Annotated in this window: 21 protein-coding genes, 1 pseudogene and 2 CRISPR repeat arrays (1 of these 24 running past the window's edge); of the genes and pseudogenes, 2 read left to right on the top strand and 20 right to left on the bottom strand. The window is 63.8% G+C overall.

Annotated elements, in window-relative coordinates:
• Window positions 1-98: 98 nt before the first annotated feature.
• From AC6H1L_RS16845 to AC6H1L_RS16765, 17 genes are all read right to left on the bottom strand, one after another.
• Complete coding sequence (locus AC6H1L_RS16845) at window positions 99-1,040, bottom strand: hypothetical protein (RefSeq protein ID WP_497598635.1); 942 nt, start codon at window positions 1,038-1,040, stop codon at window positions 99-101.
• A gap of 72 nt (window positions 1,041-1,112) precedes the next feature.
• A complete protein-coding gene (locus AC6H1L_RS16840) occupies window positions 1,113-1,910 on the bottom strand; it encodes a 3'-5' exonuclease (protein ID WP_497598634.1) in 798 nt (265 codons plus the stop codon).
• 82 nt (window positions 1,911-1,992) lie between these two features.
• Window positions 1,993-2,415, bottom strand: coding sequence for a hypothetical protein (locus tag AC6H1L_RS16835; protein ID WP_497598633.1), 423 nt, complete (start codon window positions 2,413-2,415; stop codon window positions 1,993-1,995).
• The gene (locus AC6H1L_RS16830) at window positions 2,412-2,684 is read right to left on the bottom strand and encodes a hypothetical protein (protein ID WP_497598632.1); all 273 of its coding nucleotides are present in this window, start codon (window positions 2,682-2,684) and stop codon (window positions 2,412-2,414) included. Before AC6H1L_RS16830 ends, AC6H1L_RS16835 begins: the two co-directional genes overlap by 4 nt.
• 16 nt (window positions 2,685-2,700) lie before the next feature.
• The gene (locus AC6H1L_RS16825; RefSeq protein WP_497598631.1) at window positions 2,701-3,021 is read right to left on the bottom strand and encodes a hypothetical protein; all 321 of its coding nucleotides are present in this window, start codon (window positions 3,019-3,021) and stop codon (window positions 2,701-2,703) included.
• A gap of 35 nt (window positions 3,022-3,056) precedes the next feature.
• Window positions 3,057-3,575: a hypothetical protein gene (locus tag AC6H1L_RS16820; protein ID WP_497598630.1), complete on the bottom strand. Its 519-nt coding sequence runs from the start codon at window positions 3,573-3,575 to the stop codon at window positions 3,057-3,059.
• Between the two features lie 186 nt (window positions 3,576-3,761).
• On the bottom strand, window positions 3,762-4,268 hold the full coding sequence (locus AC6H1L_RS16815) for a hypothetical protein (RefSeq protein ID WP_497598629.1): 507 nt from the start codon (window positions 4,266-4,268) through the stop codon (window positions 3,762-3,764).
• Between the two features lie 15 nt (window positions 4,269-4,283).
• Window positions 4,284-5,369: a hypothetical protein gene (locus AC6H1L_RS16810; protein WP_497598628.1), complete on the bottom strand. Its 1,086-nt coding sequence runs from the start codon at window positions 5,367-5,369 to the stop codon at window positions 4,284-4,286.
• Complete coding sequence (locus AC6H1L_RS16805) at window positions 5,362-5,664, bottom strand: hypothetical protein (protein ID WP_497598627.1); 303 nt, start codon at window positions 5,662-5,664, stop codon at window positions 5,362-5,364. Before AC6H1L_RS16805 ends, AC6H1L_RS16810 begins: the two co-directional genes overlap by 8 nt.
• Before the next feature lie 209 nt (window positions 5,665-5,873).
• Window positions 5,874-6,215 (bottom strand): hypothetical protein, encoded by a 342-nt coding sequence (locus tag AC6H1L_RS16800; RefSeq protein WP_497598626.1) that lies wholly within the window; start codon window positions 6,213-6,215, stop codon window positions 5,874-5,876.
• 34 nt (window positions 6,216-6,249) lie between these two features.
• Window positions 6,250-6,483, bottom strand: a complete 234-nt coding sequence (locus AC6H1L_RS16795) for a hypothetical protein (RefSeq protein WP_497598625.1) — start codon at window positions 6,481-6,483, stop codon at window positions 6,250-6,252.
• Window positions 6,484-6,579: 96 nt separating this feature from the next.
• Window positions 6,580-6,972, bottom strand: coding sequence for a hypothetical protein (locus AC6H1L_RS16790; RefSeq protein ID WP_497598624.1), 393 nt, complete (start codon window positions 6,970-6,972; stop codon window positions 6,580-6,582).
• A gap of 574 nt (window positions 6,973-7,546) precedes the next feature.
• Window positions 7,547-7,798, bottom strand: a complete 252-nt coding sequence (locus AC6H1L_RS16785) for a hypothetical protein (protein WP_497598623.1) — start codon at window positions 7,796-7,798, stop codon at window positions 7,547-7,549.
• 103 nt (window positions 7,799-7,901) lie between these two features.
• Complete coding sequence (locus AC6H1L_RS16780; protein WP_497598622.1) at window positions 7,902-8,195, bottom strand: hypothetical protein; 294 nt, start codon at window positions 8,193-8,195, stop codon at window positions 7,902-7,904.
• On the bottom strand, window positions 8,176-8,631 hold the full coding sequence (locus AC6H1L_RS16775) for an NUDIX domain-containing protein (RefSeq protein ID WP_497598621.1): 456 nt from the start codon (window positions 8,629-8,631) through the stop codon (window positions 8,176-8,178). The genes AC6H1L_RS16780 and AC6H1L_RS16775 overlap by 20 nt, the downstream gene beginning before the upstream one ends.
• Before the next feature lie 11 nt (window positions 8,632-8,642).
• A complete protein-coding gene (locus tag AC6H1L_RS16770) occupies window positions 8,643-8,981 on the bottom strand; it encodes a hypothetical protein (RefSeq protein WP_497598620.1) in 339 nt (112 codons plus the stop codon).
• Between the two features lie 30 nt (window positions 8,982-9,011).
• Window positions 9,012-9,311 carry a hypothetical protein gene (locus AC6H1L_RS16765; protein WP_497598619.1) on the bottom strand — a complete coding sequence of 100 codons (300 nt, stop codon included), beginning with the start codon at window positions 9,309-9,311 and terminating at the stop codon, window positions 9,012-9,014.
• Between the two features lie 349 nt (window positions 9,312-9,660).
• Between AC6H1L_RS16765 and AC6H1L_RS16760 the strand changes: the two are divergent.
• Both AC6H1L_RS16760 and AC6H1L_RS16755 read left to right on the top strand, forming a co-directional pair.
• Window positions 9,661-9,873, top strand: a pseudogene (locus tag AC6H1L_RS16760) (GntR family transcriptional regulator); the annotation flags it as partial.
• Between the two features lie 126 nt (window positions 9,874-9,999).
• Window positions 10,000-10,464 carry a UTRA domain-containing protein gene (locus AC6H1L_RS16755; RefSeq protein WP_497601561.1) on the top strand — a complete coding sequence of 155 codons (465 nt, stop codon included), beginning with the start codon at window positions 10,000-10,002 and terminating at the stop codon, window positions 10,462-10,464.
• Between the two features lie 338 nt (window positions 10,465-10,802).
• On the opposite strand, the gene AC6H1L_RS16750 is transcribed toward AC6H1L_RS16755, so the two are convergent.
• The 3 genes from AC6H1L_RS16750 to AC6H1L_RS16740 all read right to left on the bottom strand — a co-directional run bounded on the left by AC6H1L_RS16750 (window position 10,803) and on the right by AC6H1L_RS16740 (window position 12,551).
• Window positions 10,803-10,961 carry a hypothetical protein gene (locus AC6H1L_RS16750; protein ID WP_497598618.1) on the bottom strand — a complete coding sequence of 53 codons (159 nt, stop codon included), beginning with the start codon at window positions 10,959-10,961 and terminating at the stop codon, window positions 10,803-10,805.
• Window positions 10,962-11,217: 256 nt separating this feature from the next.
• Complete coding sequence (locus tag AC6H1L_RS16745) at window positions 11,218-11,469, bottom strand: hypothetical protein (protein WP_497598617.1); 252 nt, start codon at window positions 11,467-11,469, stop codon at window positions 11,218-11,220.
• Between the two features lie 216 nt (window positions 11,470-11,685).
• Window positions 11,686-12,095: a CRISPR direct-repeat array (repeat unit 37 nt; unit sequence GTTTCAATCCCCCATCGGGCTTACGCGGCCTTCCGAC).
• Between the two features lie 204 nt (window positions 12,096-12,299).
• Entirely contained in the window at window positions 12,300-12,551 is a 252-nt protein-coding gene (locus AC6H1L_RS16740; RefSeq protein WP_497598616.1) for a hypothetical protein, read from the bottom strand.
• 215 nt (window positions 12,552-12,766) lie between these two features.
• A CRISPR array of direct repeats spans window positions 12,767-13,334; the repeat unit is 37 nt; unit sequence GTTTCAATCCCCCATCGGGCTTACGCGGCCTTCCGAC; it runs 132 nt beyond the window's last position.

Raw genomic sequence — 13,334 nt, 5'->3', positions numbered from 1 at the left:
CTCTCCTTGGTCGTTATGTGGTCGTCATGGCAGCTGGGGAGGAGCCGCAACCTGACCGCACAGGCTGCTGTCCTCCCCCGCTGTCCGAACACCTGTCCTCAGGCGTGCTCGTCATGGCGGTCCTGGGAGCACGGGGCCAGCAGCTCCCGTACCCAGGGCAACGGGACTCGGAAGGAGAACGACACGGACTCCGCCGGGTCCCGGACCAGCCAGGACCGTCCGTGGGCCTGCTGCCACCGGAACCCGCGGATCTGCTCCTGGCACAGCTCGGTGAGTTCCCAGGGCAGCTCGGCAGGGCTGGTGAACTCATGGCGTTCAAAGAGGGGCCGATGCAGATTCGGATCGAGTTTGAGCAGGCGCTCTGGGCCGTCCGCAGTCGGCTCCAATCTCAGGTAGCCGTCCGCATCCGGCTGGTCGGCGCGGCACCAGCCCGACGCTTCCAGCCAGTGCTCGCCATCCTCTGTCGCGGCCACGCCCCGAACATAGTGGACCTGGTAGAGGGTGAGCGTCTGCCCCTCTGGCCACGCGCAGGCGCGCGCCTCCAGCTCCGCCTCCCGCTGGGCCAGCTCGGCACGCGCCGCCTGCTCTTCCGCGACCAGCTCCTGCCAGCGTTCATGCATCCGCCGGGAAGCTTCGAGCCGGAAGAGCAGCCAGCGGCTGAGCGATTCGGGCTGGAGCCTGCCCGTGATGTCCAGCCCGAGTCGCTTGCACCGAGCCTGCACATACCACGCTTCCCGTTCCTGGCTTGGGGACAGCTCCCAGTCACAGTCCGCGCACCCAAAGGGTTCCGGGATCTGCACCTGGAGGCACAGGAAGGAGCCTGGCTTCCTGCGCATCCAGGCGCAGAGGGCCTCCGGTAGGCCGTACCGCTCGTGGAGCAGCCCAAGGAGCTGCTCGCAGCGCTTCTGGGCCTGCTGCTCGGCCTGGTGGCGCTCTGCTTCTTCTGCGGCCCGGGCAGCTTGACGTGCACGGCGTTGTCGCTCCGTTTCTTCCTCGTAGACGGCCCGGGCTCGCTCAGCCAGATACTGCATCGTGTTCACGTGTGACCTCCTTTCTGCCTGCAGCAAGCAGCTCCAGGGCAGGGCAGGCCCTGGAGCTGCAGCAGAGTACGCTTAGAAGGGCTGGGAGTCTTCCAGGTCAGGCCCGTCGTCTGCCTCCTCTGGCTCAGAGAGGGAGTGCAGCGGCCCCAGGCGCCCTTCCGCCATCGCTCGGAGCACCAACAGCTGCCCCCGCGCGCGGTCAAGCGCTGTCGCTGGCTGCGGCAGGGGAGCACCGAGGAGCCGGCAGAGGGTGGGCAGGCCCGCATAGGGCTGGGAGAAGAAGGTCCGCGCCGGCTCCTGCAGGTCGATCCCTAGCAGCACCGGCAGCCCCAACCCGAGCTGGCGGCTGGCCCGGCGCAGCTGGTCCGCATCCCATGCCCAGTTCCAGCCGATCAGCATGTGCCCTCTGGCTTGCTGCAGGAATGCGGGCCAGACCGTTGAGAGGTCTTCTGGAGCCTGCTCAAGCTGTGCAGGCGTCAACCCATTGTAGGTCAGTGATGCCGGGTCGTACCCCCGCTGGGGACGAAGGATCTGGTCGAAGATGGTCTGTCCGTCACTGGGGCGCACCAGCACCAGCCGGAGCAGCTCCGCGGTGCTTCCCAGGCGGCTCGTGTCCACTTCTACAATCAGGCTGGAGGGGAGAGCCAGCAGCGCCTGGGCCCAGGCCATCCCCTCGGGGTCAGGCAAGGCCGGCAGCTCGTTGAGGATCTCTTCCAGAGACCTGAGCAGGGCCTGTAGCTGGCTCCGATGCGCCAGGCGACGCTCCACCTCGGCGAGGGAGAGAGCCTGCGGCAGCGGTTCCATGACGGTGGCGCTCAGCTGCTCGATCTGCTGGAGGAGCGTCGTCAGGTGGTGCAGGTGGTGTTCCATACAGCTCCTTTCTGTTACCCATCGCATGGCTACGATGGCTCCTATCCAGGACTACCCTCTGTGGAAGGAGGGTCACGTGGTCTCAGGAGGTGGGACGCAGCGGAGGGGCTGGCGGCTCCGGCAAGGGGTACCAGTCCAGACCCCACACCTGCCGGAGCCGCGCCCGGATCTGCTCCGCGCGCTCGGGCGCCCGCCGGCTGGCATACACCCAGAACCGGCTGCGGTGCGCAGGAGCCTGCGGGTCTGCCTCGCGCAGCTCCGGGTCGGGACCCGCCAGCCAGATCACCTCGGTCCCGGCCGCATCCGTGTAGTGGTACTGCGCCGGCAGCCAGCCCCAGCGCCGCCGGCAAGCCGCCAGTCGAAAAGTCAAGCGATAGCCTTCCCGTCCGAGCAGCGCGCTCACCTGGGGCCTGGTGAGGCGAGCCAGCGCCAGCGCGCTCCAGCCCTCCTCGACGGCAGGCTGCTGCCGGGCCTGGGATGGCGGGGGCGTCTCTCGGCAGGTCATGCCTGCTCCTTTCGCTGCTGCCAGCGGTTCAGCCGGCGTGCAACCAGCTTGAGCTTGGCCGTACGTCTGTCAGCGTCCCCACTGGGGTCAAGACAAGGATCGCTAGGGAACTGGTTGGGGATTTCCCTGGCTTCTTGCAACCATTCGTCTAGCAATTGATCCAGCTTCTGCTGAGCCTGCTCAATCTGCTTTTCGTAGAAGAACCATACAGCTCCGATCGTCAGGAGAACCATCGTCAGGAGAACCAGGAAGAGGCCAATATCTAGCATGGTAGTGCTCCTTCCTTCAGTGTTCGGCCAGGATCTCGCGGAGGATCTCGGCGCGGACGCCGTAGCGTTCAGCGACAATGGTGAGCTCCTCCTCATTGGCTGGTCTCCGGCAGATGGCCAGATGATCCAGCTCTTCTACCGAGCAGGAGAGCAGACGGGCCAACTCTTCCCGCGAGCACTGAGTCCGCTCTTGATATGCTTTGAAAGCCGAGGCAAGGAAGTAAGAGAAGTCCTCGGCATGGGAGGCCAACAGGGCGAACAATTTGCGCTTGTTCAACTGATACGTCATGGCGATCCTTTCTGGAAGCATTGAAACTGTCGAAATCACTCGTCTCATGGGGCGCCTCCTCGCCTTGGGCTGGAGGGAGCCAGCTACAGCCAGGAGGCCAGCCACAGCGCGCCGACCAATAGCAGCGCCCCGACCAGCCAGAGCCGCTGCTGCCGCCACCAGGTCAGCAGCAGCCAGCCGCCTAGCAGGGCGCCGGCGACCACTTCATCCAGGCCCCAGGCCAGCCAGGAGGGCGGCGCTTGCCACCCCTTCGCCAGGGCCAGCCCGTTGAGGAGCATCGCCAGCCCCCACAGGCCGGCACACCAGCCCCCGTTGACCCGGATGCTGCCCGCGCTCCAGGGGCACGGCTCCTGGCCGCTCGCCCCGGCTCGGCTGGGGGGTGATCCGGCGTGCCCGGCTGATGACGGGGTGAGGGACTCGGCTCGCTCCATGAGCAGCCAGCCGTCTTCTGTCTCCGCTGTCGTCTCGGGCAGCGGATGGCAGACCAGGTAGCCCCCTCGCTCCGGCTGTGCGACCACCTGCCCGCCAGCGGCTTCAATCACTCGACGCGCCTCTGGCGTCACCATTTGTACCTGATAGCTCGTAAACGTCGCTTCGTGCATGGCTTCCCTCCCGGGTGAGCCAGAGCAGAAACAGCAGCCAGCCTTCCGGCGATCGGGATGGTCCCACTGATCACCAGCAGGATGAAGGACACCTCAGGCATGAAGGGCCCTCCTTCCTCCGGAAAGAACTCTCAGAGATGGACGAAAACGGGGCAAAAACCCTGCCGTGCCTAGCAACGGGCAGGCTCACTTCTGCCCACTGCTCTCCACTTCTGCCCGCTTGTGGCTCTCCTCTGACCACATCTTGGGGCAGCGCCGCGGTCTGCCACGCCCGCTGAGCATGGTCTGCACAGCACGCTCATACCGGCGGCGGGTCGAGCGCGGGAGAGTCGATAACCGTTGATAGGCCTCTTGCAGGCCTGCCAGCAGCGCGCCGCGAAAGACCGGCGCGCTCTTGCGCGTCAGTTTCCCTTCCAGAGAAAACCACTTCGGCAGCTCATAGGCCGCGTAGCAGTACCCCTCCCGCAACGAGAGGGTCGGGCAGGGCAGGCATGAATTATGCTCCCAACAGACCACCAGGCTGCTGGCAGGATTGGGGCGTACGCGCAGCGTCCAGTACTCGGTTGAGGTGGCCAGAAAGAGCAGGAGTCGACGCCCCCACTCAGAGGTGAGGATTTCCTCTGGCCCCAGGAGCGTATACGAGAGCCGCGGCTGCTGGGCCTCCAGCAGCCGTCGCAGAGTGCTCTCCTGCATCTTCTCGCCTCCCTCCTAGGTGCGGGCCTGGTGCCCACGCGGATTCCAGGCCTGCTGGCTCGTGAGCAGGCTCCAGGACGGCGCTTCTTTCACCGGCGGTAACTCCTCCGTCTTGCTCTGCTGCGGCTGAGCCGGCGGCAGCGCTGGCTGGACCGCTTCGCTCTCAATCACCTTCACCTGCCGTTCCAGGGCCGCCAACGCGCCGCGGCTCTGGATCTCCAGCATTTTCAGCAACACTTCCTCATTCCGCGCTCGCATCAAGCGGTATTCTTCATATTCCCTCTGCCTGTTGGCTGCCTCCTGCTCCGCCGCTTTCAGCCGGAGCTCCGCTTCGCTGAGCCGCTGGATCGCCTCCGCTCGCCGATGTAAGCCAGCAAGAAATGCCTCCAACGATTGGAAATCCAGCGTTGCGACGACAGCCATTCCCCCCACTTCAATGAGGATGGGAACAAGGACCCGAAAGGCAAGCACGATGGGGGGAATCGGGGAGGCGGAAAGCGCCCACCAGAGGGCAGTGGCCGAGCCAATCGAGGCCACCAGAAAGAGCGCTCCGCAGAGGACAGCTCGCGGCAGCAGGTGCCGGTCCGACCCCACGCGCTTCAGGCTCCAGGCAGTGGCCAGAGCCAGCCCTGCGATGATCAGCTCACCGGAGAGGGAAAGGACATGCAGGGCCGTGCTGAAAAAGAAATCCCCCTTGCCGAACAGCTCTCCAAACTCCCATCCCAACAATGCCGCACAGCAGACCGGCGCCACGTAGCCGGTGGTCAACAACAGCAGCCGGACGCCTTTCCCTATGGGGGCTTCCCTGTCTGCATCAAACTCCTCTATTTTTTGGCGGTAGCGCGCTATTGGGTCGTCTTCCGCTGCTGTCGGCAGGGTCGAGGGCAGGGGCTGATCACGCCCCTGCCCCTCTGCCTGGGCCGCAATGACGGCTGCCTGCGCTGGGTCGGAGGCCGGCACGGACGCTTCCGGCGCACCCTCGGGCTCCGGCGATGGCCCCGGGCCCAGGCTCCAGCGCTGGAGGGCCTGCAAGGCCAACGAGACGAGATCGCGCGTCTGCGGCTCGCCTCCCACAGTCTTGGGGTCCTCAGCCTCAGCCATTGGTCTCCTCCTGCTTTTCCTCCCCCTGCCCCTGCGCTGCTCTGGCGCCGTGCTGACTGCGCGCCGCCTTGGCCGCCTGCAGCACCGCCGAGCGTTCTGCGCGAGTCAACGCCCGCTGGGCGCGCAGATGGGCGCGGGAGACGTGGGCATGCAGCGTTTCCCAGAGACTGGCCATGAATGGCGAGGCTGTGGCTGCCTCCTGACGGACAATCTCCCGCAACTGCGTTAATTTCTCGATGTCCTCGGGAGACGGCGCCGTCATGCGTCGCTGTGCACTGGTACTGGGTTGCGTCATCTGACATCCTCCTCAAAACAGGCTTCAGATCCTTTCCTTGCTCCAAGGAAAGAGAGCACAACCGGTCCGCTGCACCAGATCGGACCGAACCGGCTGGCTCCCTGCTGGCGGTGATCCCGTCGGGACGACCTCCCACGACGCCCCTCGCGTCGCAGACAGGCACCACCGCCAGCCGGCAACCAGCCCGTTGCCTTGCCCGGCCAGGAACGCTACCGCAGCAGCGCCCCGATGATCCCAGCAAGCAGGAACGCCAGCAGGACCCACCAGTGGGCCGCCCGCCGCCACAGCGCCAGCCCCAGCACCACCTGCAGCGCCGCCGCCGCTAGCAGCGCAATCCCCAGATCCGCCCGCACCCGCGCCGCCCACGGCAGCGCCCGCACCAGCAGCACGCCGCCCACCAGCTCAGGCAGCGTGAGCGCCACCAGCCAGATCCCCACCTGGCGCAGCCACTCCCCCACGCTCGGGCGCGCCGGCGCTGCCGGGGGCAGCAAGGAGGCCACACGCTGCCACTGCGCGGCTCGCTGGCCGCGCCAAGAAGCCTGTGGTCGCATCAGACTGCTCCTTTCTTGTCTTGGGAACGGAAACTTAGACGCTCCGCTCCTCCACCAGGCCGTCAACCATCCCCTCCAGCACCCCTACCACCCAGGCCCGTTTGCCCCATTCTGCCTGCCACCCAGCTTCGGCAGGCGCCGATCGCTCCAGCAGGCTCGCCAACTGCCTGAGCAGCGAGGCTGTCGGCAAGCACGCCCACGCCTCACTCTGTTGCTTCCCCAACTCGTAGCCCTGGGTGTAGTCAAAGGAAGAAGGTGATAGCAGCATACGATTGCTCCTTTCCGATGAGGGAGTGAAACAACGCCTCGGCACTTGTAGCCAGCGCTTCTTGTAAGGTCATTGCTCTCTCCTTTCTGGCTGACTTCAGGCAAGCCCTCGACGGTTTGCCCCTCCGTCCGCCAGCCATTGGCTGGCGCGCCTGATGAGCCAGGCTTCCTGGCCTGTCAGAAGGGCTGCCGCCTCCTTGGCCGGCCACCAGCAGCCCCCGGCACTGCTCTCACCCCCAGCGCCGTCAGGGAGCAGGGCCAGATAGGCCGCCACAGGCGGCCAGAGGCCCAGGAGCCACAGTCGCTGGCCCGGACAAGACCCTGCCAGCGACTGCAAGAGGACCAGCGCAAGCTTCCCCGTGTGGGCACCCGCCGCGCACACGGCGGCAGGCAAGTGCCAGGCTCCGCGGCGGTCCCGCAGCAGCCAGATGAGTGGCTGCTGCGGATCGCTGTGAAAGATGAGCAAGACAACGCGCGAGATGTGGCTCATGATTCTCACCCCCCCTTGGCTAGAGCCACCCGGCCTGCATCGCACAGCCCAGGCAGAGTATTTTCCGGGGCGGGTCCTCATCCACCCGCTCCAGGACGTGGGCTCGACAGTAGCGCCTCCCACAATGCCAGCAACGGAGCCGCTGCTCCGAGCGGCGGGAGCAGCCTGGCTCCGCACAGCAGTCCTGCTGGCCCTCGGCCTGCCGCCGCCAGATCGGTCCCCAAGCCATTAGCGGCCTCCTTCAGAAATCGCAGATCTCCATCTGCTCTGCTACAGCGCCGCATTGCGCGCATTGCATGGAGGAATGAGAAGACAGTCGAGATGACATCTCTGGCTCCTTTCTGGTCTGGAGCCAGGCCGCTGGGGGTGATCCGCCGCGCCGGCACTGCGACCGCTGCTCCCTCCTCTGTGAAGCTACCCGCCAGGGGTTGCGCCCTCAAAGGCACCGGGGCTATAATGGAGAGGGAACAAGGCAGGATCGCGGGGCACGGCATGGCCCCGCGGCCTGGCCGTGGGGCGCGCCGGGAGGTTTGCGGGACCAGCGGCGCGCCCTGGTCTTCCATTCAGCGACACATCAAGCTGAGGGGAGCATCGTGGCCCGCCTCGCCCGGCGCTCGCTCAATTGCCGAGCGAGGTCTTGGGCCACGAGCTTTTGGATCAGTTCCTCTAGTGAGGTCTCCGCCCCAAATTGCTCCACCAGCTCTGCAATGGCCGCCTGCGCCTGCCCAAGCGAGGCATGGCAGCCGAGAAGGGTCTGCTGCCACTGGCAGAGGGCCACGCGCAGATGCGTTTCATCGGGGAAACAGGGAGAAGGGGAGGGAGGCATGCAACACCTCCTGCAAGGAGAGAGTGGAGAACCACGAAGCGGTTCCAAGAGGCACGACAAGACGCTCTACTTCTCCTCCAAGAGGGAGCGGCGTTCGGTATGGTTAGAGACTTTCTACCAGCAGCGCAAACGCCTCTTCGCCCGTGATGGCTCTGAAATGCGGGCATTCCATCAGCGCCGCGAACCGGACCGCCCACCAGGGAAGCGGCCGCCAGCACCGGGGCGAGCAGAGCGCCTGACCATAGGTCCCTGCGGCGCTGTCCACGCCCATCAGCCTCCCGCTGCGCTCCGAGAGCCAGCGGGCCAGCGGATGATCAAAATAGCGCCCGCGCTGCCCAACGTGCTCTGAGGCATGCCGCAGCAGCCAATCGGCAAAGTCATCCAGCGAAAGCTCCATGCTCCACCTCTCGCGAGCGGTGCATGAGGGCGGCCTCAACAATCGCCCCATGATCAAACGCCAGCGGCTTCGGCAGCGCCCCGAGGGCAAACCAGGCCGCCTCCGCCGCATCATCGCCGGCCCGGGCCTGCGTCCCTGCTGGCACTCGTGCCAGAAACGCGCAGCTCACGACTCGCCCTCGCGGATCTCGGCCCGGATCGGCAAAGATCCCGACGACCCCCTGATTGATTTGCTTCGGCGACAGGCGCAGGCCGGTCTCCTCCCACAGCTCGCGCGCCGCCGCCTGCTCCACCGACTCGCCCTCCTCCACCTTGACCTTGCCTCCGGGCAGCGCCCATTGCCCCTGGAATGGCGACTTGCTGCGCCGGATCAGCAGCAGCTCCGGCCCGCCCTCGCCAGGCCGGAGCACAACCAAGTCGACGGTCAACATCAGCATCTTGTCCTCCTTTAGGCATGCTTCGAGACAGCGCGCCGCCAGACTACCAGCGGCCCGCTCGGACACGACCACCAGCGCAGCCCCTCCTGCGGGTCCCAGCGCACGCCCAGCCGTGTGAGCCATCCCGGCAGCAGTTCCAGGAGACGCTCGGCCTCTTGCTCGGACGGACCTGCTCCCGTCGCTTGCTCTACCGCGGCCAGGATATCGGCAACACGGGCCGCCCGATGGGCAGGCGGCACCAGCCAGATCGGGCAGGGAGCCTCGTCAGGGAAGCGCTGAGGCTGCTCCCACGCGGGAGGCTCTGCCTCATGCAGACGGTACCATTCCATATCTCGATAGGAGAGAGGCATACCGTTTCCTTTCTCAGAGAGAACTTCACACTACGACACCACGCGGCATCGCTCAAGCAGGAGAGACACCCCGAAATAGCGCCGCTCGCCCCACTCAAGCACCACGCACACGCTGCCTCCCTCGCTGACGGAGGCCACGACGCCTTGCGCGCCAGGCTGCCGCCCGATCCGCGGCGGCAGCCGTCGCCGGTTGGGGAATAATAGATCCTCGGGGATCTCGATGACCCGCCCGCACAGCTTCCGCCGAGCGCGGGCGACGACCTCATCATAGGTCGGCGTGCGCCGGCGCGCCTGTCGCCGGCGGGCAGGCAGAATCAGGGGAATGGGCATCTAGCCCTCCTTTCTTCTTTTCGAAGGGGGAATTCTAGAGGAATTCTGAGGGGAAATGAACGCCAGGGCTGCTGGCCGGTGCGCCTCCGCTGCGGCTGCTGCCCTCTCCCTCTCCTGATCGGGGGCGAGAGCAGCAGGCCCGCCCGCAGCGGCCTTTTCCGCGGGCTGCCTCCTCCTCCCTCTCCCTCTGGCCGCGGGCGCCGGCCCCTGGCAGGCCGACCCGTATTCGGTTGTCGAAGGTTCTGAAAAGGCCTGCCTGAGCAGCCACGCAGGCCAAGATATGAATACTGAGCAAATGCTCTAGACTAAGAATACAATGATCTAGACCACTTTGTCAAGCATCATTTTAATGGTATTGATTTCCCATGTCACCAAGCGCTATCCTAGGATATACCCTAGAGCAGAGGAGGATCACATGTCGCCAGACTCAAAGATAGATTCTGTTACCGACGAGCTTCGCCGTCGAATCCTTGGGGGAGCCTACGGGACCCAAGGACGCCTTCCTGGGCTAAGGATGCTGGCGAAGGAATTCGGAACCTCCCAAGAAACGATGAACAAAGTGCTGCAGCGGCTCCAAGCCGAGGGCTTACTCTCTAGCCTCGGTCAGCGAGGGATCTTTATTCGAGCCAGCCGAACCCGGATTCCAGGTCTGCTCCCTCGGTTCGACCTCTATCTAAAGGAGATGGGTTTGGAACCTATTGAGGAAAACCTAGAAGAACCTGCGCTGATTCCAGTGCCGCTGGCAATTGCTAATCTCATGGGAGTACCGCCAAATGCTCTTGTTGTTCGCCGCATCCGAAGGCAGGGAACGATTACCGCTTACATGCGGATTGCAGAAAATTTTTATCCTCAAGAGCTTGCCGGTGAATTCATCGAGCAGATGAAAGCGGATGCCCGCATGGATGTTGTCGAGGCAATCAAACAGCGGCATGGTATAGTCATCAATCAGGTTCATGAAGATATTATTGCGCGTCTTCCATCAAAACAGGAACAAAGCTGGCTCAAGATCTCAAGAGGAACGCCGATTATTGAGGTGGATCGCATCTGCCGATCAAGGGAGGGCGCAGTAGTGATGTTCAACCGGCTGCTTCTCGTCGCAAGTTTTTTCGTTTTATCCCGAGAGTATAGCGTCTCTCATTGGGATCAGGCTTGAGTGGCATTCTAACACAAAGCGGGGACGTCGGAAGGCGCAAGCCCCCTGCGGCCTGTTCTAATCCTGCTCCAGGCTGGAGCGGTGTTCTGCCTGCCTACAGACACCCGCGTCGGCGGGCAGGCAGAATCAGGGGAATGGGCATCTAGCCCTCCTTTCTTATTGAAAGAGAGGAATATCAGAGGAACACAGAGGGGAAAGAACGCCAGGGATCACGGCCGAGCGCCTCCGCTGCGGCTGCTGCCCTCTTCTCGATCTCTCGATCGGGGAGCAAGCAGCAGGCCCGCCCGCAGCGTTCTAATCCCTCAATGGGCTGGAGCAGCGGTCTGACGGAATATCGCCTATCCTCGTCTCAGCCGCGTCATGAGTTCTAATCCCTCAACGGGCTGGAGCAGCGGTCTGACCGTAGAGGGATTTTCATCGATCACATCATCTCCGTGGGGTTCTAATCCCTCAACGGGCTGGAGCAGCGTTCTGACATCCGCAGACATGCCGACCATAGAAGCCACCTTCGCGTTCTAATCCCTCAACGGGCTGGAGCAGCGGTCTGACGGCACCTTCTCTAGCGTAGCATCAGGAGCGGCGCCAGTCAAGGGTTTTCGATGATCCCAAAAAAGCGGTCAGGAGTGACCGCTTTTATACGGCTATGATGCCAGCCACTGTAGCCCACAGACGGCCAGGGAAGCCCTTCGAGGATCGCTGCACGAGAGAGCGGGAGCCGGGATGCTCGAAGGGAGCGGCAGCAGTGGCAGGTTCTCATCTCGGAGTGGGGAGGAGCGTCAGGAAGGGGGGATGAAGGAGTGTCAAGATCTGATCCAGTTGCTGCTCCAGATGAGCGAGGCGGTCAGCAACCGTGCGGAGCTGCTCGGAGAGCGTGCTGGTGACGCGCACCTGATCCGTCACTAATCCTTTAACAATGGTGAGTTCGTAGACCACATCTCGCAGGACAGGCCGATACTCGGCAACCGTCTGCTCCAGTAGACTCAATCGCTCTTCTTGAGTGGGCATTTTCGCTGTCCTTTTCGTTCATCCTTCTCTGCTCTGCCGATCTCTGGACGGGCAGAAGCGGCGATGTGACGCCTTCCCCTCTCTACGAGAGCATCTGGGGCGGCGCCCGTCAAGGCTGTTCGATTTTTCGTGCTCTTCCCAGAGCGGACGAGAGCGGGGGTCTGACCTGGGTGGCGCGGCGCTATCTCTCGTCCCATGAAGCGGGTTCTCATCCCTGTTTCAATCCCCCATCGGGCTTACGCGGCCTTCCGACCCATCTTCGCTGCGTCACCGTTACGGGGCGAAGCTCATTGTTTCAATCCCCCATCGGGCTTACGCGGCCTTCCGACCCTCATAGGAGATCTCTCGACCAAGGTATCTCGCAAGGTTTCAATCCCCCATCGGGCTTACGCGGCCTTCCGACTCTGTTGACGCCGCAGGCGATTGTCGGCAGACGGAATGTTTCAATCCCCCATCGGGCTTACGCGGCCTTCCGACCAAACTCACCGAATCCGGATCGTTAGCTCCCGTAATCGGTTTCAATCCCCCATCGGGCTTACGCGGCCTTCCGACTCCTCCTCTCTGGTTCTTCATTGTCCATGGTCCATGCGTTTCAATCCCCCATCGGGCTTACGCGGCCTTCCGACGGCGTCCTCTCTAGAGTAGCATCAGGAGCGGCGCCCGTCAAGGGTTTTCGATGATTCCCAAAAAGCGGTCAGGAGTGACCGCTTTTATACGGCCATGATGCCAGCCACTGTGGCCATCAGACGGCCTGGGAAGCCCTTCGAGGATCGCTGCAGGGGAGAGCGGGAACCGGGATGCTCGAAGGGAGCGGCAGCAGCGGCGGGTTCTCATCTCGGAGTAGGGAGGAGCGTCAGGAAGGGGGGATGAAGGAGTGTCAAGATCTGATCCAGTTGCTGCTCCAGATGAGCGAGTCGGTCGGCAATCGTGCGGAGCTGCTCGGAGAGCGTGCTGGTGACGCGCACCTGATCCGTCACTAATCCTTTAACAATGGTGAGTTCGTAGACCACATCTCGCAGGACAGGCCGATCCTCGGCAACCGTCTGCTCCAGTAGACTCAATCGCTCTTCTTGCGTGGGCATTTTCGCTGTCCTTTTCGTTCGTCCTTCTCTGCTCTGCCGATCTCTGGGCGGGCAGAAGCGGCGATGTGACGCCTTCCCCTCTCTACGAGAGCATCTGGGGCGGCGCCCGTCAAGGCTGTTCGATTTTTCGTGCTCTTCCCAGAGCGGACGAGAGCGGGGGTCTGACCTGGGTGGCGCGGCGCTATCTCTCGTCCCATGAAGCGGGTTCTCATCCCTGTTTCAATCCCCCGTCGGGCTTACGCGGCCTTCCGACTGCCTCAATTATATTTCCCCAGGCAGATCTCCGCAGTTTCAATCCCAGAGCGGGCTTACGCGGCCTTCCGACATCTCGCAGAATTCATTCCGGGAAGGCCGCTGGATCTCGTTTCAATCCCCCATCGGGCTTACGCGGCCTTCCGACGGCAGCAGCTCGCTTAGCTCTGGAGGCGAGAGCATGGTTTCAATCCCCCATCGGGCTTACGCGGCCTTCCGACAGCAGCAAATCTTCGGGGATTTCGATGCAATGCCCGGTTTCAATCCCCCATCGGGCTTACGCGGCCTTCCGACAGCAGCAAATCTTCGGGGATTTCGATGCAATGCCCGGTTTCAATCCCCCATCGGGCTTACGCGGCCTTCCGACCTGCAAATACTTACTGGATCGTGGTCACGGCGGTTGTTTCAATCCCCCATCGGGCTTACGCGGCCTTCCGACGGTCATTCGGGCGCGCATTCGACCTCATCCAGCGATAGGTTTCAATCCCCCATCGGGCTTACGCGGCCTTCCGACCAAACTCACCGAATCCG

It is taken from the genome of Thermogemmatispora argillosa (assembly GCF_059696725.1).
Note: the sequence above shows the minus strand (reverse complement) of the source record. Positions and strands in the feature narration are given on the sequence as shown.